This window comes from Methanoculleus marisnigri JR1 (assembly GCF_000015825.1).
Lineage (GTDB): Archaea > Halobacteriota > Methanomicrobia > Methanomicrobiales > Methanoculleaceae > Methanoculleus > Methanoculleus marisnigri.
On record NC_009051.1, the window covers coordinates 1,793,928 to 1,815,758 of the forward strand.

General features: G+C 61.7%; 25 protein-coding genes and 1 tRNA gene. 24 read left to right on the top strand and 2 right to left on the bottom strand.

What is annotated here, in order from left to right:
• The first annotated feature begins 4 nt into the window (after positions 1–4).
• From MEMAR_RS08850 to MEMAR_RS08945, 22 genes are all read left to right on the top strand, one after another.
• Positions 5–394 (top strand): 30S ribosomal protein S11, encoded by a 390-nt coding sequence (locus tag MEMAR_RS08850; protein WP_011844637.1) that lies wholly within the window; start codon positions 5–7, stop codon positions 392–394.
• Complete coding sequence (locus tag MEMAR_RS08855) at positions 394–1,224, top strand: DNA-directed RNA polymerase subunit D (RefSeq protein WP_011844638.1); 831 nt, start codon at positions 394–396, stop codon at positions 1,222–1,224. The genes MEMAR_RS08850 and MEMAR_RS08855 overlap by 1 nt, the downstream gene beginning before the upstream one ends.
• On the top strand, positions 1,221–1,589 hold the full coding sequence (locus MEMAR_RS08860; RefSeq protein ID WP_011844639.1) for a 50S ribosomal protein L18e: 369 nt from the start codon (positions 1,221–1,223) through the stop codon (positions 1,587–1,589). The genes MEMAR_RS08855 and MEMAR_RS08860 overlap by 4 nt, the downstream gene beginning before the upstream one ends.
• 5 nt (positions 1,590–1,594) lie before the next feature.
• Positions 1,595–2,017, top strand: coding sequence for a 50S ribosomal protein L13 (locus tag MEMAR_RS08865; RefSeq protein WP_011844640.1), 423 nt, complete (start codon positions 1,595–1,597; stop codon positions 2,015–2,017).
• Between the two features lie 13 nt (positions 2,018–2,030).
• On the top strand, positions 2,031–2,432 hold the full coding sequence (locus MEMAR_RS08870; protein WP_011844641.1) for a 30S ribosomal protein S9: 402 nt from the start codon (positions 2,031–2,033) through the stop codon (positions 2,430–2,432).
• A 34-nt stretch (positions 2,433–2,466) separates the two neighbouring features.
• Complete coding sequence (locus tag MEMAR_RS12780) at positions 2,467–2,655, top strand: DNA-directed RNA polymerase subunit N (protein WP_011844642.1); 189 nt, start codon at positions 2,467–2,469, stop codon at positions 2,653–2,655.
• Positions 2,656–2,729, top strand: a tRNA-Pro gene (locus MEMAR_RS08875).
• 30 nt (positions 2,730–2,759) lie between these two features.
• Positions 2,760–2,927: a DNA-directed RNA polymerase subunit K gene (locus tag MEMAR_RS12785; protein WP_011844643.1), complete on the top strand. Its 168-nt coding sequence runs from the start codon at positions 2,760–2,762 to the stop codon at positions 2,925–2,927.
• A gap of 7 nt (positions 2,928–2,934) precedes the next feature.
• Complete coding sequence (gene eno, locus MEMAR_RS08880) at positions 2,935–4,122, top strand: phosphopyruvate hydratase (RefSeq protein WP_011844644.1); 1,188 nt, start codon at positions 2,935–2,937, stop codon at positions 4,120–4,122.
• A gap of 1 nt (position 4,123) precedes the next feature.
• Positions 4,124–4,741: a 30S ribosomal protein S2 gene (rpsB, locus tag MEMAR_RS08885; RefSeq protein WP_011844645.1), complete on the top strand. Its 618-nt coding sequence runs from the start codon at positions 4,124–4,126 to the stop codon at positions 4,739–4,741.
• Positions 4,742–4,768: 27 nt separating this feature from the next.
• Complete coding sequence (amrB, locus tag MEMAR_RS08890) at positions 4,769–5,557, top strand: AmmeMemoRadiSam system protein B (protein WP_011844646.1); 789 nt, start codon at positions 4,769–4,771, stop codon at positions 5,555–5,557.
• The gene (gene mvk, locus MEMAR_RS08895) at positions 5,558–6,427 is read left to right on the top strand and encodes a mevalonate kinase (RefSeq protein WP_011844647.1); all 870 of its coding nucleotides are present in this window, start codon (positions 5,558–5,560) and stop codon (positions 6,425–6,427) included.
• Entirely contained in the window at positions 6,420–7,184 is a 765-nt protein-coding gene (locus MEMAR_RS08900) for an isopentenyl phosphate kinase (protein WP_011844648.1), read from the top strand. The genes mvk and MEMAR_RS08900 overlap by 8 nt, the downstream gene beginning before the upstream one ends.
• Complete coding sequence (gene fni, locus MEMAR_RS08905) at positions 7,181–8,233, top strand: type 2 isopentenyl-diphosphate Delta-isomerase (RefSeq protein ID WP_011844649.1); 1,053 nt, start codon at positions 7,181–7,183, stop codon at positions 8,231–8,233. The genes MEMAR_RS08900 and fni overlap by 4 nt, the downstream gene beginning before the upstream one ends.
• Positions 8,234–8,267: 34 nt before the next feature.
• Positions 8,268–9,605 (top strand): RNase J family beta-CASP ribonuclease, encoded by a 1,338-nt coding sequence (locus tag MEMAR_RS08910; RefSeq protein WP_011844650.1) that lies wholly within the window; start codon positions 8,268–8,270, stop codon positions 9,603–9,605.
• A 10-nt stretch (positions 9,606–9,615) separates the two neighbouring features.
• Positions 9,616–10,581, top strand: coding sequence for a polyprenyl synthetase family protein (locus MEMAR_RS08915; RefSeq protein ID WP_011844651.1), 966 nt, complete (start codon positions 9,616–9,618; stop codon positions 10,579–10,581).
• 4 nt (positions 10,582–10,585) lie between these two features.
• On the top strand, positions 10,586–12,271 hold the full coding sequence (locus tag MEMAR_RS08920) for a glutamate--tRNA ligase (RefSeq protein WP_011844652.1): 1,686 nt from the start codon (positions 10,586–10,588) through the stop codon (positions 12,269–12,271).
• Between the two features lie 725 nt (positions 12,272–12,996).
• Positions 12,997–13,527, top strand: a complete 531-nt coding sequence (locus MEMAR_RS08925; RefSeq protein ID WP_011844653.1) for a DUF2178 domain-containing protein — start codon at positions 12,997–12,999, stop codon at positions 13,525–13,527.
• The gene (locus MEMAR_RS08930) at positions 13,511–13,720 is read left to right on the top strand and encodes a helix-turn-helix transcriptional regulator (protein ID WP_011844654.1); all 210 of its coding nucleotides are present in this window, start codon (positions 13,511–13,513) and stop codon (positions 13,718–13,720) included. The genes MEMAR_RS08925 and MEMAR_RS08930 overlap by 17 nt, the downstream gene beginning before the upstream one ends.
• 453 nt (positions 13,721–14,173) lie before the next feature.
• Positions 14,174–15,427, top strand: coding sequence for a COG1361 S-layer family protein (locus MEMAR_RS08935; protein ID WP_245526582.1), 1,254 nt, complete (start codon positions 14,174–14,176; stop codon positions 15,425–15,427).
• 17 nt (positions 15,428–15,444) lie between these two features.
• On the top strand, positions 15,445–16,116 hold the full coding sequence (locus tag MEMAR_RS08940) for an ABC transporter ATP-binding protein (protein ID WP_011844656.1): 672 nt from the start codon (positions 15,445–15,447) through the stop codon (positions 16,114–16,116).
• Positions 16,113–17,339 (top strand): ABC transporter permease, encoded by a 1,227-nt coding sequence (locus MEMAR_RS08945; protein ID WP_011844657.1) that lies wholly within the window; start codon positions 16,113–16,115, stop codon positions 17,337–17,339. The genes MEMAR_RS08940 and MEMAR_RS08945 overlap by 4 nt, the downstream gene beginning before the upstream one ends.
• A 128-nt stretch (positions 17,340–17,467) precedes the next feature.
• On the opposite strand, the gene MEMAR_RS08950 is transcribed toward MEMAR_RS08945, so the two are convergent.
• Positions 17,468–18,109 (bottom strand): tetratricopeptide repeat protein, encoded by a 642-nt coding sequence (locus MEMAR_RS08950; RefSeq protein WP_011844658.1) that lies wholly within the window; start codon positions 18,107–18,109, stop codon positions 17,468–17,470.
• A gap of 84 nt (positions 18,110–18,193) precedes the next feature.
• Here MEMAR_RS08950 and MEMAR_RS08955 point away from each other — a divergent pair, with 84 nt between their 5' ends.
• Positions 18,194–18,700 (top strand): flavodoxin domain-containing protein, encoded by a 507-nt coding sequence (locus MEMAR_RS08955; RefSeq protein ID WP_011844659.1) that lies wholly within the window; start codon positions 18,194–18,196, stop codon positions 18,698–18,700.
• Between the two features lie 123 nt (positions 18,701–18,823).
• The gene (locus MEMAR_RS08960; RefSeq protein WP_011844660.1) at positions 18,824–20,341 is read left to right on the top strand and encodes an MBL fold metallo-hydrolase; all 1,518 of its coding nucleotides are present in this window, start codon (positions 18,824–18,826) and stop codon (positions 20,339–20,341) included.
• On the opposite strand, the gene MEMAR_RS08965 is transcribed toward MEMAR_RS08960, so the two are convergent.
• Complete coding sequence (locus MEMAR_RS08965) at positions 20,338–21,648, bottom strand: APC family permease (RefSeq protein ID WP_011844661.1); 1,311 nt, start codon at positions 21,646–21,648, stop codon at positions 20,338–20,340. The two genes, MEMAR_RS08960 and MEMAR_RS08965, sit on opposite strands and share 4 nt — an antisense overlap.
• Positions 21,649–21,831: the final 183 nt, after the last annotated feature.

Consider the following 21,831-nt stretch of genomic DNA (forward strand, 5'->3'; position numbering starts at 1 on the left):
AACCATGGCAGAAGAGAAATGGGGCATCGCGCACATCTTTGCCTCCTTTAACAACACCATCATCACCGTCACCGATCTCTCCGGAGCGGAGACTGTCACCAAGAGCAGCGGCGGAATGGTCGTAAAGCAGGACAGAAACGAGAGCTCGCCGTACGCAGCCATGCAGATGGCGATCCAGGTCGCGCAGAACGCACGGGACAAAGGGATCACCGGCGTCCACGTGAAAGTCCGCGCACCCGGCCGCGGCAAACAGCGGAGCCCGGGGCCCGGAGCCCAGGCAGCGATCCGCGCCCTTGCCCGTGCAGGGATGAGGATCGGCCGCATCGAAGACGTCACCCCGGTGCCTCACGACAGCATCCGCGGCAAAGGCGGCCGGAGAGGAAGGAGAGTGTAATGGAGATAGCGTTTTCTCGACTGGACGAGAGAGTCGCCAAATTCACCCTGAGCGGCGTTTCGATGTCGTTTGCCAATATGTTACGGCGAGCGATGATCAGCGAAGTGCCGACACTCGCCATCGAAGATGTCCGCATCTACGACAATACAAGCGTTCTCTTCGATGAGATGCTGGCGCACCGCCTGGGGCTCATACCACTCCGAACCGACCTGAAACGCTATAAGCCGCGCAGCGAATGCACCTGCGAAGACGCAGGATGCCCGGTCTGCACTGCGACCTATACGCTCTCCGTCGAGGGGCCGAAGACCGTCTACTCAAGCGACCTGATTCCGCAGGATCCCGACGCCGCACCGGCGGATGAGAAGATCCCCATCATCGAACTCGCGCGGGACCAGAAGCTCGTGCTCGAAGCGCAGGCAATCGTCGGCACCGGAAAAGAGCATGCCAAATGGCAGGCGACGACCGCCTGCGGTTACAAGAACTACCCGGTGATCGCCATCGATGAACGGTGCGACGGGTGCGGCATGTGCATCGACGAGTGCCCGAGGAGCGTGCTTGAGACCGCACAGGGAAAAATCCGGGTCGTCGAAGAGCGGCAGGAACTCTGTTCCCTCTGCAGGCTCTGCGAGCGGGCATGCCTTGCCGGCGGCATCGGCACCGAGCCGGCCATCCATATCGGTACCGATGCGGAGAGATTCATCTTCGTGGTGGAAGGCGACGGCTCGATACCCGTCCGCGAGATCATCGAGAGAGCGCTACAATACATCCAGAAATCATCAGACGACCTGGTAGACGTGATGAACGAGATAACGGGAGAGGGGACTGAATGAAGAAGACAACCGAGAATAAATCGAACCCCCGGCTGACCGCCCTCATCGTGACGCTCAAAAATGCGTCACGCGCACATGAGGCGAACATCTGGCGCGAGATTGCAAAGAGGCTGGATGCACCCCGGAAGAACTACGCCGAGGTGAACCTCAGCAAGATCAACCGGTACGCGAATGAGGACGAGACGATTCTGGTGCCGGGCAAGGTGCTCGGCAGCGGCGCGCTCAGCCTGCCGGTGAAGATCGCTGCACTGGACTTCTCCGAGGCGGCGGTGAGCAAGATCACCGGCGCAAACGGGACGTGCATGACTATCGAGGACCTCGTTCGGGACAACCCGAAGGGGAGCAGGGTACGGATCCTCAGGTGAGACGAATGGTTACAGTTATCGACGCAGACGGATTACTGCTCGGAAGGATGGCCAGCATCGTCGCGCAGCGTGCGCTTGCCGGCGAGGAGATCGCCATCGTGAACGTGGAAAAGGCGATCGTCTCCGGAAGCAGGGCGCAGGTGCTCGCGAACTACACCACAAAGCGCGAGCGCGGATCCCGCGAGGGCGGCCCGTTCTTCCCGCGCAGGCCCGACCATATCGTCAAGCGCACCATCCGCGGGATGCTCCCGTACAAACGCGAGCGCGGTATCGCGGCATTCAAGCGGATCAAGACCTACGTCGGCGTTCCGATGGAGTTCGCCGGGATGGAGACGGAGACGCTCGAAGCGGCCCACATCGATCGGCTGGGCAACACGAGATACGTGACGATCGGGGCAATAAGCACCAACCTCGGAGCAAAATACTAAATGAGGTGATGAAATGGCAAAGATCATCAATTCAAGCGGTAAGAGAAAGACGGCAATCGCCCGCGCGACCTTAAAGCCCGGCAGCGGTCGGGTCCGCATCAACTCCGTGCCCCTGGAGATCTACGGGACGGAGTTGCTCCGCCTGAAGATCGCCGAGCCGCTGCTGCTCGTTCCGAACGCGCTCGACGGCGTCGACGCAGCGATCGACGTCTCCGGCGGCGGGACGATGGGACAGGCAGAAGCGGTCCGGACGGCGCTCGCGCGCGGCATCGTGGAGTGGCACAACGACCCTCAGATCAAGGACGCATTCCTTGCATACGACCGGACACTGCTCGTAAACGACTCGCGGCAGAAAGAGAGCAAGAAACCGCACGGCCCCGGTGCACGGGCGAAGTTCCAGAAGTCCTACCGGTGAGCAAAAGAGATATAAGGGATACTGGACCATTATTATGATACCCGTACGATGTTTTACATGCGGTAAGGTCGTCTCTACAGCCTGGAAGGAGTTCAAGGAGCGACGGGATGCAGGCGAGGATCCAAAACGGATCCTCGACGATCTCGGTCTGGAGCGTTACTGTTGCAGGCGGATGCTGCTGACGCACAAGGAAACAGTGGAGGACCTGAATCCGTACCAATGAGGGGTCGTGGGGTAGCCTGGCCATCCTATGGCGTTCGGGATGCTGTGACCTGAGTTCAAATCTCAGCGACCCCATTTTATCATTAATGATTTTGAGGCTGCACGATGGAATCATATACCCGGTATGAACGGGCGCGAATTATAGGGGCTCGTGCTCTCCAGATCTCGATGGGTGCGCCTGTTCTGGTCAAAACACCAAAAACAGAGCCGCTCGAGATCGCACTTGAAGAGTACGATCAAGACATGATCCCTATAACGGTGAAGAGAAAGTAGTGATCAGATGACGACCATCGAACAGATTATCCTGAGAACGATCCTGGATAGCCGCGGAAACGAGACCGTCGAGGCTGAAATCTACACAGATTGCGGCTTCGGACGGGCTGCGGCACCCAGTGGTGCCAGCACCGGAACCTATGAAGCAAAGGTGCGGCCGCCGCGCGAGGCTGTCGAGGACGCGCGGAAAAACCTGATTCCATCGCTCATCGGTGAAGACACCCGTGATCAGATCACGTTCGACGCACTGCTCAGAGAAAATGACGGAACACCCGACTTCAGTTCGATCGGCGCAAACGTTGCCGTAGCGCTCTCGCTTGCATGTGCAAAGGCGGCGGCGGCGTCTCTCGACCTCGAACTCTTCCGCTACCTCGGGGGCACATTTGCCGCCGATACGCCCCTGCCGCTCGGCAACGTCATCGGCGGAGGCGCGCACGCCCCGAACGCCACCTCCATCCAGGAGTTCCTGGTGGTTCCCACCGGGGCTTGTGGCGCGACGGAAGGCGTCTTCGTGAACGCTGCCGTTCACAAGACCGTGAAAAAGATGCTGCAGGAGCAGGGCAAACTCTCCGGGAAAGGAGATGAAGGCGCCTGGGCACCTGCCGTCTCCGACATTGAGGCGTTCGAGATCATCGGCGAGGCAATCGACACCGTCTCCGACGAGACGAACGTCGAGATCAGGATGGGGATCGACGTAGCGGCAAGCGAACTCTGGAACGGCGAGCAGTACCGCTACAAGGACGCGAAACGGAGCCGGGAGGACCAGGTCGCGTACATGGCGGATCTCGTCGACCGCTACAACCTCATCTACATCGAGGACCCCCTCTTCGAGGAGGACTTCGAGGCGTTTGCCGACCTCACCGAACAGGTCGGAGACCGTTGCCTGATCTGCGGCGACGACCTCTTCGTGACCAACGTCGAGCGGATCATGAAGGGGACCGAGACAGGCGCGGCAAACTGCGTCCTGATCAAACCAAACCAGATAGGGACACTCACCGACACCTTCGAGGCGATACGCCTCGCCCAGGAGAACGGTATGGAGACCGTCATGAGCCACCGTTCCGGAGAGACGACCGACGCGACGATAGCACACCTTGCAACCGCGTTCGGGTGCATCTTCCTCAAGACCGGCGTGGTCGGCGGTGAACGGATAGCCAAACTGAATGAACTGATTCGCATAGAGGAGCTGATCTAACTTGACAGGAAACGAACTTGAGATTGAACTGAAAGAACCGCTGTTGCCCGTTGAGGAATACCTCGCGGCAGGTGTGCACATCGGCACCCAGCAGAAGAGCAAGGACATGATGAAGTTTATCTACCGCGTGCGCGGAGACGGACTCTATATCCTGGACATCCAGGCCACCGACGAACGGATCAAGACTGCTGCGAAGTTCCTTTCGCAGTACGAGCCTTCGAAGATCCTGGTCGTCACGTCCCGGCAGTACGGCCAGTACCCGGCAAAGAAGTTCGCCGATGCGATCGGCGGCATGGCGGTCGTCGGCCGCTTCATCCCCGGGATGCTCACTAACCAGCGCTTACATGGCTTAAATAAGTACATCGAGCCCGACGTCGTCGTGGTGACCGACCCCATCGGCGACTCCCAGACGATCGCCGAGGCTGTCCAGGTGGGTATCCCGATCGTCGCTCTCTGTGACACCAACAACATGACGAAATACGTCGATGTGGTCATCCCGACGAACAACAAGGGCCGGAAAGCCCTCTCGGTGATCTACTATCTCCTGACAAAGGAACTGCTCCGCCTGCGCGGCGTGGCCACATCGCTCACGCCCGAAGACTTTGAGACAGAGTTATAAGATCCGAAGCACAAGAGCTCAACCTTGATGGATATGCGCCCATGCAGTGTAGCGGGAATGTTCTATCCTGCCGAGCCCAGGCATCTGGAGCAACTGCTGGAGACATTCTTCCGGAAGAGGGGACCGGGGATAACATCCCGGGGCATCGTCTCTCCCCATGCAGGATACGTATACTCGGGGGAGACCGGAGCCTGTGCATTCTCTACCATACCACCTGATTTTGACGGCACATTTCTGGTCATCGGCCCGAGTCACCGTGGGTACATGACCTCTGCCTCCGCCGTACCGTGGGAGACGCCGCTCGGGATCGTCGATGTCGATACGGAATTCATCGACGCGATGGATATCGAGATAGACGAGGCATCGCACCAAAGCGAGCACTCGATCGAGGTGCAGATGCCGTTCATAAAATACCGGTTCCCGAGAGCAAGGGCCGCACCCGTTCTCATGGGAGAACAGAGTTACGAAGCGGCAGAAAGCCTCGCGGAGCACCTGCTCCAGGCAGTCGAGCACACGAAACGGGACGTTCGGATCGTCGCCTCGAGCGACTTCTCCCATTACGTCCCGGACGAGGTGGCCCGCAAACAGGACCTCTACGCGATCGAGGCGCTCAAAACCCTGGACCTACCCGAGTTTTACCGGCGGCTCCAGGAGACACGTGCCACGGTCTGCGGCTACGGCCCGATCGCGACCATGTGCATCGCATGCCGGTCGCTCGGTGCGACGAGAGGGGAACTCTTGCGGTATACGACCAGCGGCGATGTGACGGAGGATTACAATCAGGTAGTGGGGTATGCGGCGATAGCGGTGGTGTGATTGGCAACGTGGAGCGCGCCGGGCAAAGTATTCCTGTTCGGCGAGCATGCAGTGGTCTACGGAAAACCGGGGGTCGCGATGGCGATCAAACCCCGTGTCTTCGTCACGGTGAGGAAATCCCGCAACCCGACCCGCCCGAAGTCGCCTTACATCGACGAGTGTTTCAGGATGATGGGTGTCCGGGGCAGTGTCTACGTCCACTCCCAACTCCAGAGTTCGTCGGGGCTCGGGTCGTCGGCCGCGGTGACGGTGGCGACGCTCTCTGCGATCAACGATGAGTTCAACCTCGGGCACGCCCGCGAGTACATCGCCGAGACCGCGTTCGCCATCGAAAAGAAGGTCCAGAAAGGGCGGGCAAGCCCCACCGATACCTACGTCTGTGCAAACGGTGGAATGGTGCTCATCACAGGGAACTCCAAGCGGAGACTGCCCCCCGAGAACCTGCAGGTCGTCGTGGGGAACACCCTGGTGTCGCACAGCACCGCAAAGATGGTGGAGCAGGTCGGGAACCTGCGGCGGAAGCATCCCGAAGTTGCGAACCCGATCCTGGATGCCATCGGGGCGCTGACACTTGCAGCTCTCCATAACATCGGCAATCCGAAGGAACTCGGGCAGTATATGGACATGAACCACGCCCTCCTGGAAGCGCTCGGCGTGGGGCACCCGGCGAGCAGTAAACTCGTGCTTGCGGCACGGGCAAGCGGCGCGTACGGCGCGAAGATAACAGGGGCCGGAGGCGGCGGATGCATCATCGCCCTCTGCCCGCGTCGTGCGAAAAGCCGGGTTGCCGGGGCCATCGAGGCCTGCGAAGGAAGAGCAATCATCACGACGATAGATACGGACGGCGCGAGAAAAGAGAAGCATGACTGAGAGAGTGGTACTGAAACTGGGGGGGAGCGTAATCACCGACAAGTCGGGAGAGTGCGCCATCGATCACGCCCGCCTGCGCGATATTGCGGAGGTACTCGCCGCAAATAGGGATACCGCCCTCGTGCTCGTCCACGGTGCGGGGTCGTGCGGGCATCCCGAGGCCCGGCGCTACCGCATCAACGACGGGCTCACTAACGATAACGTCCCCGGTGTCTACGAGACGCATACTGCCGTCTCGAGCCTGAACACGGCGGTCGTCGACGCCCTGCGGGACGCGGGGGTCGAAGCGATCGGCATCCACCCCCTCCACCTCGGCCTCGCCGAAGACGGACGTCTGGCCTCGTTCGAGACCCGCCACATCGCCGAAATGACGGAACACGGCATTGTACCCGTGCTGCACGGCGACGTGGTGATGGACCGTCTTCGTGGCTCCTGCATCGTCTCGGGCGACCAGCTCGTGACCCGTCTTGCCGCCGCTCTCGGGAGCCGGCGCGTGGGCCTTGCAACGGATGTGGCCGGGGTCCTGCAGAACGGCGCGGTCGTCCCGCGTATCGACCGGAGCACGATAGAATCGCTCGATGTCGGCGGATCGGGAAACACCGACGTGACCGGGGGCATGCGTGGCAAGCTTGCGGAGCTCCTGGCACTGGCCGATGCAGGCATCGACTCGCACATCTTCCATGTCTCGAAGATCGGCCGGTTCCTGGACGGCACCGGGCATGGCGGAACAACGATAACCGCAAGGAGTAAACCATGACAGAAGAGACCGCCACGTCCTCGAGAAAACGGGATCACCTGCAGATATGCTGCGAGCAGCCCGTCGAGGCCGGCAACGCCGGATTCGGGGACGTGCGCCTGGTTCATAACGCTCTTCCCGAGTGCGATATGGACGCGATCGAGACGAAGACGCGGTTCCTCGACAGAGCGCTTGGCTCTCCCCTCTTCATTGCAGCGATGACCGGAGGACATCCGGATACCCTCGAGGTGAACCGGCGGCTGGCACGTGCCGCCGAACGGTATAACCTCGGCATGGGTGTCGGTTCTCAGCGAGCGGCACTGGAAAAGCCCGAACTGGAGGGAAGTTTCACCGTCGTGCGGGAGGAAGCGCCACATGCGTTCCTCTGCGCGAACCTTGGAATCATCCAGCTCCGCGACCACGGCATCGAGTGGGCGGAGCGGGCTGTCGAGATGATCGATGCACAGGCGATCGCCATCCACGTCAATTCGCTTCAGGAAGCGATTCAGCCGGAAGGCGATCACAACGCAGAGGGGTGCATCGAAGCGCTGCGTGACCTCTGCAAAGAGTTCTCCTACCCCGTCATCGTGAAGGAGACAGGTTCCGGCATATCAGCCGGGACCGCAAGGGTTATCCGGGGCGCGGGAGCAAGCGCCATCGATATCGGCGGCTACGGAGGCACGTCGTGGGCGAAGATAGAACGCCTGCGGGCGAGCGGCTCCGAACTCGCCGATCTCGGGGAGGCATTCCTCTCGTGGGGCATACCGACGGTGGTGAGCCTCCGTGAGGTGCGGACGGCAGGAGGCCCGATCATCGCGACGGGCGGACTGCGGTCGGGGATCGATATCGCGAAAGCCGTTGCTCTCGGGGCGGACCTCGGGGGCATGGCGCTCCCCCTCTTAAAACCGGCCATGGAGAGCGATGATGCTCTCTCTCTGGCCGTCGAGGCGATGCACCGCGAACTTCGCGTGGCGATGTTCCTGACGGGATCCCGATCCATTGCGGATCTCCGGCACGCCAGAACGTATATAACCGGCCTGACCCGGCAAATGATTGAAAACAGCGACTAACAATGGAAAAAAAACAATTCTACAAGGTGACTACATGGATATTGAAATCATAGCAGTGGGCGGATATAACGAAGTCGGCAGAAATATGACTGCCGTCCGCTGCGGAAAAGAGATTGTCATCTTTGACATGGGCCTGCGGCTCGACCAGGTGATGATCCACGAGGATGCTGATATCGAGAATATGCATTCCCTGGACCTGATCGAGATGAAGGCCATTCCTGATGACACCATCATGAATGCAGTCGAAGGGAGCGTCAAGGCTATCGTCTGTTCGCACGGGCATCTTGACCATATCGGCGCGATACCGAAACTGGCGCACCGCTACAACGCCCCGATCATCAGCACTCCCTACACCACGGAACTGATCAGACAGCAGATTGCAGGCGAACAGAAGTTCGGAGTGAACAATAAGCTCTTCGCCCTGAAAGCCGGACAGCGCTACACCATCTCCCCGCACCTCACGCTCGAGTTCGTGCAGAGCCAGCACTCGATCATCGACACCGTCTTTCCGGTCCTGCATACGCCGCGGGGCGCGGTCGTCTACGCGAACGACTTCAAACTCGACCGGACGCCGGTGCTCGGGGCGCCCCCGGACTTCGCCCGGCTACGGCAGATCGGGAAGGAGGGTGTCATTGCTCTCATCACGGAGAGTGTCAACATCGCCGATAACGGACGGTGCCCGAGCGAGCGGATCGCGCGGGACCTTGTCCGGGACACCATCACCAGTTACGAGGACGACAAGAACGCTCTCTTTGTCTCGACGTTCTCCTCGCACATATCCCGTGTCAAGGCCATCGCCGAATGCGCCCACGAGATCGGCAGAAAACCGGTTCTCCTCGGGCGCTCGATGGAGCGCTACAGCTCGGCGGCCGAACAACTCAAACTGGTCGGATTCCCCGAGTCGCTCTCGATGTTCGGCAACCGGCGGACCGTTGATAGGACGCTCCGGCGGATCATGAAGACCGGGAAGGACAAGTTCCTCCCGATCGTCACCGGCCACCAGGGGGAGTCGGGCGCCATCCTGACGAGGATCGTGATGGGGGATACCCCCTACAAACTCGAGAAGGGCGACAAGATCCTCTTCTCGGCGAAGGTGATCCCGAACCCGATGAACTTCGGGCAGCGCTACCTGGTCGAGGCCCGGGCGAAGATGGCGGGCGTGCGGATCTTCGACGAGCTGCACGTCTCGGGCCACGCTTACCGGGAGGATCACTACGAGTTCCTGCACCTCTTGAACCCGCAGCATGTCATCCCGTCCCACGGCGATATCGGCATGACCGGCGGCTACGCGAAGTTCGCGGAGGAGATGGGATATACCCTCGGCAACGACCTCCATATCCTCCGGAACGGAAATAACGTCCTGATAAAGTAGGAGAGAGTGCATGACGACGCTTGAAGACTACCTGGAGATGAACGCTGAGCGGATCGACAAGGTGCTCCACCGTTACTTCGGAGACGTCCACGGCGACCTCTTCCGGGCGAGCGCCCACCTGCTGCTTGCAGGCGGCAAACGCCTCCGCCCGGCGGTCGTCATACTCGCCGCGGATGCGGTGAGGAAGGGCAGCTCCGACGACCTGATCCCGGCGGCTCTTTCGCTCGAACTGACCCACAACTTCACCCTCATCCACGACGACATCATGGACGGCGACGCCGCCCGGCGCGGCGTGCCGACGGTGCACACGATCTGGGACGAGCCGACGGCGATTCTTGCCGGGGACGTCCTGTATGCGAAAGCGTTCGAGTTCATCTGCTTCTCGGAAGCCGCGGATGCCGCCAAGATCCGGGCGGTGAAGATGCTTGCCCGGACATGCACTGATATCTGCGAGGGGCAGAGCATGGACATGGCGTTCGAGAAGCGCCACGACGTCTCGGAGGTGGAGTACCTGGAGATGGTCAGCAAGAAGACCGGCGTGCTCTACGGGGCATCCGCCGCCATCGGTGGAATCCTTGCCGGGGCGAGTCCCGTCCAGGCCGACGCCCTCTATCAGTACGGGGTGAACAGCGGCATCGCCTTCCAGATACAGGACGACCTCATCGATCTCCTTGCGAGCAGTGAAGCGAGCGGCAAGGACCGGGCGTCGGATATCCGGGAAGGGAAGCAGACCCTGATTGCTATCCGGGCGCGGGAGAAGGGGATCGATCTCGCCCCGTACCGGAGAGAACTCTCCGGCGCCGAGATCGACGACCTGATCGCCCGGCTCCGGGAGGCCGGGGTCATCGACCAGGTCAGGGCGGTCGCCGTCGAGCGGGCCGGCATCGCGAAACAGGCGCTCTCGATCCTCCCGGACTCGGAGGAGAGGCGGCTTCTTGAGGAGATCGCCGATTTCTTCATTGCTCGAGGCAACTGATACCATGGACGGCGATATCGAGCACCTGCTCTTTATCTACGCTCTGCAGAACGCAGTGAAACACGATAGCGCCCCGAAGAGCGGGACGGTCATCGGCACGGTGCTCGGCAAGCACCCCGAGTTCCGGAGCCGTGCGCGGGAACTCGGCCCTCTTGCAGGGAAGGCGGTCGCACAGGTGGGGAAGATGAGCGCGGCGGATAGGAAGAGCCGGCTCGAAGCACTCGCGCCCGAACTTCTCGCGGAGCTCACCGAGACGCACGAACACGTCCGGAAACTCCCCGATCTCGAGGGTGCCGAGAACGGCGTGGTGATGCGGTTCGCGCCGAATCCGAGCGGGCCGCTGCACCTCGGGCATGCCCGCGCCTCCATCTTAAACGACTACTATGTCAGGAGATACGGCGGCCGGTACGTCCTCCGCGTCGAGGATACCGATCCGAAAAGGGTCGATCCCGATGCATACGCGATGGTGCTCGAGGACGTCGAGTGGCTGGGGCTCGGGATCACCGATATCGTCTACCAGAGCGACCGCCTCGATATCTACTATGACTGGTGCAGGAAACTCATCGAACTCGGCGGCGCTTACGTCTGCGTCTGTGACTCCGAACGCTTCCGCGAACTCAAACTCAAGGGGAAGGCATGCCCCTGCCGGGAGTTGACGGTGGAGGAGAACCTGGAACTCTGGCAGCAGATGCTTGACGGTGAGTTCTACGAGGGCGACGTGACCGTCCGGGTGAAGACGGATCTTGCCCACCCCGACCCGGCGATGCGGGACTACTCCGCGATGCGGATCGTGAACGCACCTCTCCACCCGCGGGTGGACGCCACGGTCTTTCCGCTGATGAACTTCTCGGTCGCGGTGGACGACCACCTGCTCGGGATCACCCACGTCATCCGCGGCAAAGACCATATCGCGAACACGCGCAGGCAGCGCTACATATTCGACTACTTCGGCTGGAAGCCGCCGGTCTACCGCCACTACGGTCGGATGGGGATATCGGGTGTCGTCCTCTCTACGTCGGGGATGCGCGAGGGGATCAACAGCGGTCTCTACACCGGCTGGGACGATATCCATCTCGGGACTATGCGGGCGATCGCGCGTCGCGGCATCGAGCCCGAGGCTGTCCGGAACGCCATGGTCGATATCGGGATCGGGGAGACCGACATATCGTTCTCGTGGGAGAACCTCTACTCCCGGAACAAGGAACTCGTCGACCCGAAGGCGAACCGCTACTTCTTCGTCCCCGACCCGGTCGAGGTGACCGTCGAGGGCGCCCCGCGCCGCGAGGCCCACGCGGCCCTCCATCCGAACGATCCCTCCCGGGGGGTCCGCACCCTCGTCGCGGAGGAAGCGATCCTCCTCCCGCGGGCGGATATCGAAGGGAAGAGCATGGTCCGGTTAAAAGACCTCTACAACGTGAAGATCGCGTGGGACGGCGATACGCCGCGGGTATCCTACGCGGGCGACTCGCTCGAAGAGGCCCGGCACGAGAAGGCGCCGATCATCCAGTGGCTGCCGGCAGACGCGAAACTCCCCTGCACTCTCCTCCGGCAGGACGGGAGCCTCGAAGGGTTCTGCGAGCCGCTGGTCGCGGGAGAGACCGACCGCGTCGTCCAGTTCGAGCGGATCGGGTTTGCCCGGATCGATTCGGCGGACGGCGGCCGGGTAAGCGCGTATTTTGCGCACCGGTGAAGCGGGTTCGCCGAAGCCGAGGGAGGGAGGGAGGGAGGGGGGCCTCCCCTTCACGTGATCTTTTTTGGGACGGCCTATGAAGGCCGACTCCGTAGCCCTTCTGCCTTGTTGGAACCCTTCTCTGGATAGTAGTCCCTGGAACAGGCCCGCACTTCAGATCGACCCTTGTCACGATTGCAATGAATCTATAGGGTGCGAGTGCTGACTGGCCGGGAGAGAAGCACTCGGCATGGACGATGAAAAAGCCCAGTACAGTGGACCATGGGGATATCGCCACGGGGAGTGGGGACAGGGGAGGGGGGATGCTCCCCCCTCGAAACTCTTCGAGTTTCTCAAGCTCCGTTCCTGTCGGAACGTCGCACCTCGCACCTAACGGGGGTCGAACTCCGGTTCTTCGCACCTTCGGTGCTCACGCTCCGGTTCTAACGAACCGTCGCGCTTCGAACCATCGCACCTCGCACCTAACGGTGCTCAAGCTCGCTTCGCTCGCACTCCCCGTCAGCCCCTCCTCGCACCTGACGGTGCTCACACTCCTGCCGTCCCGGCAGTCGCACTCCGGAGCGTCGTTCCCCCAATGGCGATATCCCCACGAAATCCGAGCCAGATGTGACCGGAGGTCATTGCCGGACGCAAGGGTTCGGGAGCGTACGTTATCAGCACAGGGGGGAGCGTGAGCACCGTCAGGTGCGAAATGCCGTTCACCGGGGTAACCCATTAATAACAAAATGTTCAAGATCGTATACAAAGGCAGCAGTATGAAGCGAAACACGTTCTATCTTCTGGCCGGGATCGTTGCGCTCGCCGAAGTCGGCATCTTCTGGCTCGCGGTGCAGGTCGAGAGGCCGATCCTGATCCAGGTTGCGTTCGTCCTCGGCATCCTCCTGCTCTATCTCGCGCGGCGGAGGGTGGACGAGACGATAGAGGATGAACGGACGGCGATGATCACCCAGAAGGCAGCGCTCCGGACGCTGGAGGTCTCCTGGGTGGTTTTCTTCGTGATCAGCCTGGGGGGCGCGGTTGCTGCGTTCTCAAGGCCGCTCGGGCTGCGCCCGCCCCATCCGCCGGACCCGAACGTCACGCACATGGTGGTGATACGGCTGCAGGATCATCCCGACTTCCTTTCCTTCGACCTCTTCGGCAGATTTGCCATCGGCCAACTGGTACTCCTCTGCCTGATGATCTTCTTGTACGTCGGGTTCAGGATGTATTACGCCCGCAAGTACGGAGAATGGGATACCGATGAAGAACAGGATTAAGGTCTACCGGGCGATGCACGACCTGACCCAGGAAGGGCTCGCAAACGAGCTCGGGGTCACCCGGCAGACCATCCTCGCCATCGAGAAGGGGAAGTACGATCCGTCGCTCGAACTCGCCTTCAAGATCGCCGGGTTCTTCGGCGTCACGATCGAGGACATCTTCCTCTACGGCGATGCGGCAGAGCGGAAGTAATCCCAACCGGGGCCGCTGCCGCAGGCGTTTCCGGCCTCAGCTTCGACTCGCCATACCCCATAAAACGTCCTGCCGCCCGCCCATCACCTTCACTCTTCTATCCAGTATTTCGTGCGTCGTTTGATCGCTGATCCTGCATGGCCCACCATGCCGGTGCACGATCCGCGGGCACCGGTGGTCCGCGAGACGTACCCGTAGGCCGGAATCCTTTCACGGCAGATGTCCAGTCAACCCACCATTTTGTTCAAAAATCACGCCAATTAGTAAGAAATAAATAACAATATGTAAAATCTACCTTACATTGTCGCACAGCCCTTCCCACAGTTTCCGGGGAGGGCGCGACATCAGAGCAGCAGAACCAGAGCGAAGTGAAAAGATCATGGAAACTGCCAGAACACTACCGGAACAGCACCGATGCCATGGAGGAGCCTCCATGCGACGGAGGCAGAGACGATGATGAAACACAACCTTTGCATCGTGCTTCTCCTCCTGTCGGCAATCGTGGGTGCCGCCGCCGCGGCCAATACGTCGTTGGAGGAACAGATTGCGGTCACCGGGGTCACCGTCAATCCCGACGCGCTCATGCGCGGAGATACGGGCACGGTGACGGTCGAGATCAAGAACACCGGGGAGACGGGCGTCGCCATCAGCAGGGCCGAACTTTATCCCAACGGCATCTCCGTCGTCAACGACAAGACCTACGATTCGGTGGGCACCATCGGCCCCGGGAACACCATGTCGTTCACGTTCACCGTGCGGGCCGATGCCTCGGACGGCATCTACTACCCGATCTTCTACCTGGACCTCAGGGACAGCGGGAGCATCCGCTACTCCGTCCCGGTGACGGTCGAAAGTACCGAGATCCAGGTCAATATCGTCGACGCCCCGAAAACCTTCCCGGCAAACAGCGAAGACACCATCGTTCTTTCCGTCGGTAACCCCCGCGGGAACAGCGTGAACGGCGTAACGGTCACCCCGACCGGCGAGGGCGTCGCAAGCACCCAGACAGCCGTCTTCCTTGGAGCCCTCTCGCCGGACGAGGAGAAGAACGCCTCGTTTCGGATCCAGGCATCGCAGTCGACCAAACTCACCTTCGACGTCTCCTACAGGAACGGTCTCAACGAACACCACGCCACCCTGACCATCCCCGTCGAGATCGGCGAGCGGGCGGTCGAACCGGAAATGGTGGTCAACAACATCGAAGTCGCCCGGAGCGGCAGTACGGTCACGCTGACCGGCGACGTGACCAACGCCGGCCTGAAAGATGCCTACTCCGTCAAGGTCACCGTCGACGACCCCGCGACCCCGACCGACCCCTACCCGGTCTACGTCGTCGGCGGACTGGAGTCCGATGACTTCTCGAGTTTCGAGATCACGTGCCTCGCCCAGGGCGCATCTTCGATCCCGCTTCTTGTCCAGTACAAAGACGAGGACGGTGAAACCCACAGCGAGACCGTGACCGTCTCCCTATCCTCCACAGAGCAGACAGGTGCGGGCAACCAGGTCCAGACCGGCGGCTCGGGAGTGATTACACGGAGCGGCCCCCAGACAGTGACCAGATCCGGGGGCATGGGCATGTCGTTCGGCGGCGGGTTTGCGCAGGTCCCGCTCCTTGAGATCGGCCTCGTGGCCGTCGGGGGCGTGGCCGTCGCCGTCGCGTGGCGGAAGGGTTACTTCGGGAAGATCCGTGACCGGATCCGGAAGTAACCCCGGGAGGACGATGCATGAGCATACCGGTTATCGAACTCGACGACGTCACGAAGGTCTATCCCCTCCCTGCAGGCGACGTCACGGCCCTCTCCGGGATATCTATCAGGATCGACGAGGGGGAGTTCGTCGCCATCATGGGGCCGTCGGGGTCGGGAAAATCAACCCTCCTCAACCAGATCGGGTGCCTCGACCGCCCCACCTCGGGCGACCTCTTCCTCGCAGGGAAGAACACCCGGGAGATGGACGACCGGGAGCTGACCAGTCTCCGGCTCTCGTCCATCGGCTACATCTTCCAGAAATTCAACCTCATCCCGCTTCTCTCCGCCTACGAGAACGTCGAATACCCCTACATCATGAAGCACCGCAAAAACGACGACACCGGGAGGGTGCGGGACCTTCTCGCCCTGGTCGGAATCGACGAAAGCCTCTCGACCCATAAGCCGAACGAACTCTCCGGCGGTCAGCAGCAGCGCGTTGCAATCGCCCGGGCGCTCGTGAACGACCCGGCGATCCTCCTCTGCGACGAGCCGACCGGAAACCTGGACTCGCAGACCGGCACCCAGATCATGGAGGCGCTCTCGGAACTCCACAAAAAAGGCCGGACGATCGTCATGGTGACCCATGAATCCGAGATCGCGGCATATGCAGAACGGACGATCGTCATCCGGGACGGGAGGGTGGCATGATCGGAAACGACATCATCCTCGCACTCTCGGTAAGAAGCGTCCGGCTTCACTTCCTGCGATCGGTCCTCGCCGCCCTCGGCATCGTCATCGGCGTCGTCGCCATCGCCTCGATCGGGATGATGGGGACGAACATGACGCTCTCGGTCACGGAAGAACTCTCTGATATGGCAAACAAACTCACCGTCACCCCCTACACCGGCGGCGGGGGCGTGACGATGGGCGGACCGGGGATCAGGATCGCCGCTGGCGGCTCCTCCGACGACGACGATTTCATCGCCGAAGATCAATTCCGGGATATCGAACGGATCGTCGCGAAGTACGGGACCGCCTATACCGTCAGGTCCGAGTCCGACCGGATCGAGGTAGGATCGGAGACAGGGAGGGCGACGATCTACGGTCTCGACCCCGATATCATCCGCGAGCTCCTCGTCGTCGAGGAAGGGGAGTACCCCAAGAGCACGACCTCGGTGGTCATCGGGCCGACGCTTGCGGAAAGGCTCGACCTCAAGGTCGGGAGCAAGATCGATATCGGCGACCCCGATGAAGGGCCCACCACGACCGTCCGGGTCGTCGGGGTCCTCGAAGAGCGGGGGATGTCGATGGATCTCTCCACGGATATGGCGATCATCGGCACGGATAAACTCTTCACCGGGATCTATGGCGGCGAGGGGGAGTACGACCAGGTCAACGTCGTCGTGAACGACATCAACAACGCTGATGCGGTCAAGACGGCGATCGAAGACGAACTCAACAGGAAGGAGGACACCGTCACCGTCCAGGACAGCAGCCGCATGATGGAGAGCATCACCTCGTCGCTCTCCACGATGACGACGTTCGTGATGGCGATTGCCGCGATCTCGCTCCTGGTTGCCGCGGTCTCGATCTTCAACGTGATGATGATGTCGGTGAACGAACGGGTGCGGGAGATCGGGATCCTCCGCTCCATCGGAACGCAGCGAACCGAGATCCTGCGAATGTTCATCTACGAAGCGGGGATCCTCGGGCTCGTCGGGGCGATCATCGGTGCCGTCGCGAGCCTCATCATCGGCTACATCGTCGTGCTCGGCATGGTCGGCACCGCCGAATACTTCTTCGCACCGGCAAGTATCGTCTACGTCCCGATGGCCATGGCCGTCGGCGCCGCGATATGCATCGTCACCGGGGTCTACCCGGCGTGGCGGGCCTCGAACCTCGACCCGATCGAGGCGTTGAGGGCGGAGTAAAGTCTGTCGCGAAGTGCGACGGATGGGACATCCGGAGCTTGAGCACCGTCAGGGGCGAAGTGCGACGGATGGGACACCCGGAGCTTAAGAGGCAGGTAGAAGGTAGATCCCGGAGGGACCGGCCGCGCTCATCGCCGCGGGACTGCCGCCCTCTCCACCCGGCGGGCGAGTTCCCGGAGCACCGCCCGCGCGAGATCCACATTGCCGTAGTCACGCTCCCGGGCGACGTCGCGGATGCAGGCCGGCACCTCAATGACGCGCCCGGCCTCCCGGATCTCGGACACGAGCGCTTCGATGTCCCTTCTCTCCCGCATCCGGTCCCGGTGCCAGGCCGCCGATCCCCGCTCCGGGTCGATCGAGAGAACCGCCTCGTAGCACTCTGCCGCCTCATCGTAGCGGCACATGGCCCCGAGCACCCAGCCCCGGCTCTGCCAGGCGAGGATATGCTCCGGATCCAGCATGAGCGCCCGGTCACAGCAGGCGACGGCGCTATCGTGCTCCCCGAGGTGCGCGAGAACGTAGCCCTTTCTCTGCCATGCCGTCGCGTCTTCGGGGTCGAGCGCGAGCGCCCGGTCAAAAGAGGCGACCGCCTCCTCGTAGCGGCCGGCCCTGATAAGAGCAAACCCCCTCCTCCGCCAGAGAACGGGGTCGTCGGGGGATAGTTCAAGTGCCTTATCGTAACAGACGACCGCCTCGTTGAAACAGCTGGTGGTGCAGAGACCCTGACCTCTGTGATACCATCTTCCGGGATTCTCATCTCTAGTCGCCATCGGAACCTAAGAGGGAACCAAACCCATAAGAACGTAACCTTGACCCGCAACGAATAAGACCGGTCGAGCGAGAAGTAACTGCTTATGGCAGAGAGGATTCTTGTTGCCTACGCCACCCGCTACGGCTCTACCGCAGAAGTGGCGGAGGCGATCGGCGACGAACTCCGGAAGGTCGGCGCAGAGGTCGATGTAAGGCCGGTGGACGAAATCCGGGATCTCTCCCCGTACCGGGCCGCCGTCATCGGAAGCCCGATATACATGGGGAAATGGCTCCCGGAACCGCAGGTCTTCATCGAGAAGAACCAGCAGCGCCTGCGCACCATCCCGGTCGCCTACTTCTCCGTGGGGCTCACGGTCACGGACAGAAGCCCCGAGATCCTCAGGAAAGCGGAAGCATCGATGGACGCGGTCAGGATGCTCGTTAATCCGGTGGAAGTCGGGATCTTTCCGGGTAAACTGGAGAGCAGCGGCCTGTCCTTCACCGACCGCACCATCGTCAAGATGATCCGGGCCAAGACGGGAGACTTCCGCGACTGGGAGATCGTACGTTCCTGGGCGCAGGCAGTGCACCGGAAGCTCACAGCGGCGTGACCGGCCGCGACGTGACGGTGTGCAGGCACAGGAACCGCCTCATTTCTCGTTCAGGCTGCCGCAACGCACGAAAAAGTGCTTATAGGACGGCCGCGCACCTATAAAAATCACAAGGTGAACCGGGTGAACAAATACTCTTTCGTAGCCAGAATGCCCGACAAACCGGGCGCGCTGCACCGCGCGGCCGAGATCGTCAAGTCATATTCGGGCAACATCATCCGCATCCAGTACGACCGCCGGATCGATCCCGCCACGGTCTTCTTCGAGGTGACCGCAGCACAGGAGAGTTACTCCCGGATGAAGGAAGACCTTCACGCGATCGGCTACCTCCAGGAGTCGCTGCCCACGCTCGGGTTTCTCAAATTCTCCGTATACCTCCCTCACGAACCCGGATCCCTCTTCGAACTCCTCACCTACATCACCGGTGCGGGGGCGAACATCGCCTACATCGACTTCGACGACCGGAGGCCGGACCCCGGGAGAGTCACGATCAGCCTGAACGTCGAAGAGACCGCGATCGTCGAGAGCCTGCTCGACCGGCTGAAGTCCCGCTACCGTCTCGAGATCCTGGAGTACGACACCACCGGTGAGAGACTCGACGACACCGTCTTCTACGTCCGATTCGCCCAGGCGGTGCGCGGGCTGATCGGGACGGCCGAGGACGAGTTCCTGCTCTCGCTCCTGCAGGACGTCAACCATATCGTCCAGGAACTCAACAGCCTCGGGCAGGACCCGAGAGAGGTCTTCGAGTCCATCCTGCTCACGGGCCGGACACTCCGGGACACCACCGGCGACCGGTTTTACGCGGACGTCCAGCGCATCAGCCTCACCGACGACGTCGAGGTCTTCTGCTTCCAGATGCCGGGCGGTGGGAACATCTTCCTGCTCCGGGCCCCGGGCGAGATCGTGATGATCGATACTGGATACGGGATATACCACGAGGATGCCGTGCGGATGTTCCGGCACTACGGGCTCGGGGATCCCGGGAATATCCGGAGGATCTACATCACCCATGCCGATGCCGACCACTGCGGGGCGGGCGGGCTTTTCGAGGCGAAAGCGTATACGCACACCGGGTCGCTCGAGATCATCCGCCGGGCGAACCGAGCATACGGGTCGCGCAGCGAGTCCTCGATCCTCGAAGAGGTCTACACGACCGTCATCAACCTCTTCTCGCACTTCACCCCACCCGGGGACCTCGAGGTCTTTCCGGCGAAGGAGATCGGCATGCGCTCGATCTTTCCTGTCCTCGCGCGCTTTACGGTCCACGACCTCGAGTTCGAGGTGCTGGAATCTCTCGGCGGGCACATGCACGGCCAGGTCTACTTCTTCTGCCCCACGCACGGGATCATCTTCACCGCCGATACGCTGATCAACTTCGGGAGCCTCGATGAAGAGCGGAAACGCTACAATTCGCTCGCCGACTTCCTGGTGACCTCGGTCAACGTCGACAGCGACCGCGCCCGCAGGGAAAGGACGGCGCTGCTCGAACTGATCCAGAACCTGGACAAGGAACTCGCCCCGTCAGGCCGCCGGTGCCTGGTCGCGTGCGGTCACGGCGCCATATCCGCCCTCTCGAACGGGAGACTGGAAGCGGTCGGGCGGATCGAACGCTACCGGGCAAAAGAGGGGCAGGATTAGGCGGCGGCCGACCGCCGCTCCCCGACCAGGGCGATCGCCGCACCGACAACGACCACGATCCCGCCGACCAGCAGCACCAGAGACTCAAGCTGGGCGAGGAGAAGGAGCGTCGAGGCGATGCCGACGGCCGGGATGACCGGGAACCTGCCGATGCTGCCTGGTATCCGGAACGGCCGGGGCGCATCCGGCGCACGGTAGCGAAGCAGAATAACGGACGCGTTGATGACGGCGAACGTCACGAAGAGCGTGAAGTTCGTGACGTTTGCGACGAAGTCGATCTTGCCTGCAAAGAGGAACGCGATGGAGGCAAGCGCAACGGCGACGATGGCCGTCCATGGCGTCCGTGTCCGGGGGTGGACCCGGGCGAGGATAGGCGGGAGCGAGAAGGAGGATGCCATCCCGTACATGATCCGGGACGACGCCATCATCATCAGGAGAGCGGTGTTTGCCGTGGCAAAGAGGGCGATGATGGAGATGAGAGTGAACGCCGCAGGGCCGAGAGCGACGGCCGCGACGTCGGCGAAAGGCGCCCGGGATGCGGCGAGCTGCTCCCACCCGACGACCGACACGGCGGCGAGAGAGACCAGGATATAGAGGATGACGGAGACGGCAAGCGCGATCATCAGGGCTATGGGGATGGTTCGTTCCGGGTTTCTGGTCTCCTCCGAGAGTTTCACCATCTCCTCGAATCCCATATAGGCAAAAAAGACGAGTGCGGATGCCTGCAGGAGGCCCGGAACCCCGAGGGGCATATCGAAGTAATCCACCCGCCCGAGGTGCGGAAGACCGATCAGGATGACCATGACGATCCCTCCTACCTCGATGAGGGTCATGGCGATGGCGGCCCGGGCGGTCTCCTTGATGCCGTAGAAAAGGATCCCGGCAAGGACGAGGATGATCAGGACGGCGGAGGGGACGCGCGGGAAGCCGACGAGATCCGAGAAGTAGCCGGCAAACCCGAGCGAGACGGTTGCGGCCCCGAGGATGCCGGAGAAGATGATCAGCCACCCGACGACGAACGCAAGCCTCCTCCCGAAGGCGTTTCTGACATACTCGAACTCGGCGCTCGCACGGGGGTACATCGACGAGAGTTCGGCGTAACCTAGTGCGCTGAACCCGGCGATGGCGGCGGCGACGGCGAACGTCAGCCAGACGGCGTTGCCGGCCATGCCGGCCGCTTCCCCGAGCAGGGCATAGATTCCTGCCCCGAGAATGATCCCGACGCCCGAGAGGGTGACTGCGGGAAGGCCCAGCTCGCGCCGGAGTTTCGTTCCGGGAGTCGGGGCGTCCCGATCCTCGTTCGCCATGTACAATCCTATGTGCCTGCAGCATTTATGGATATCCGGCGGCTACTATCGGGCATCGGCACGATACGCCACACAGCCGGATGCATCGTTGCCGGGGGGACAGGCAAGGCTACGGGACGGAACTGCGCATAACGTATATATAGCAGTCTCGCCCCTCATGGCTTCTTCCCTGCAGAGCGGGGG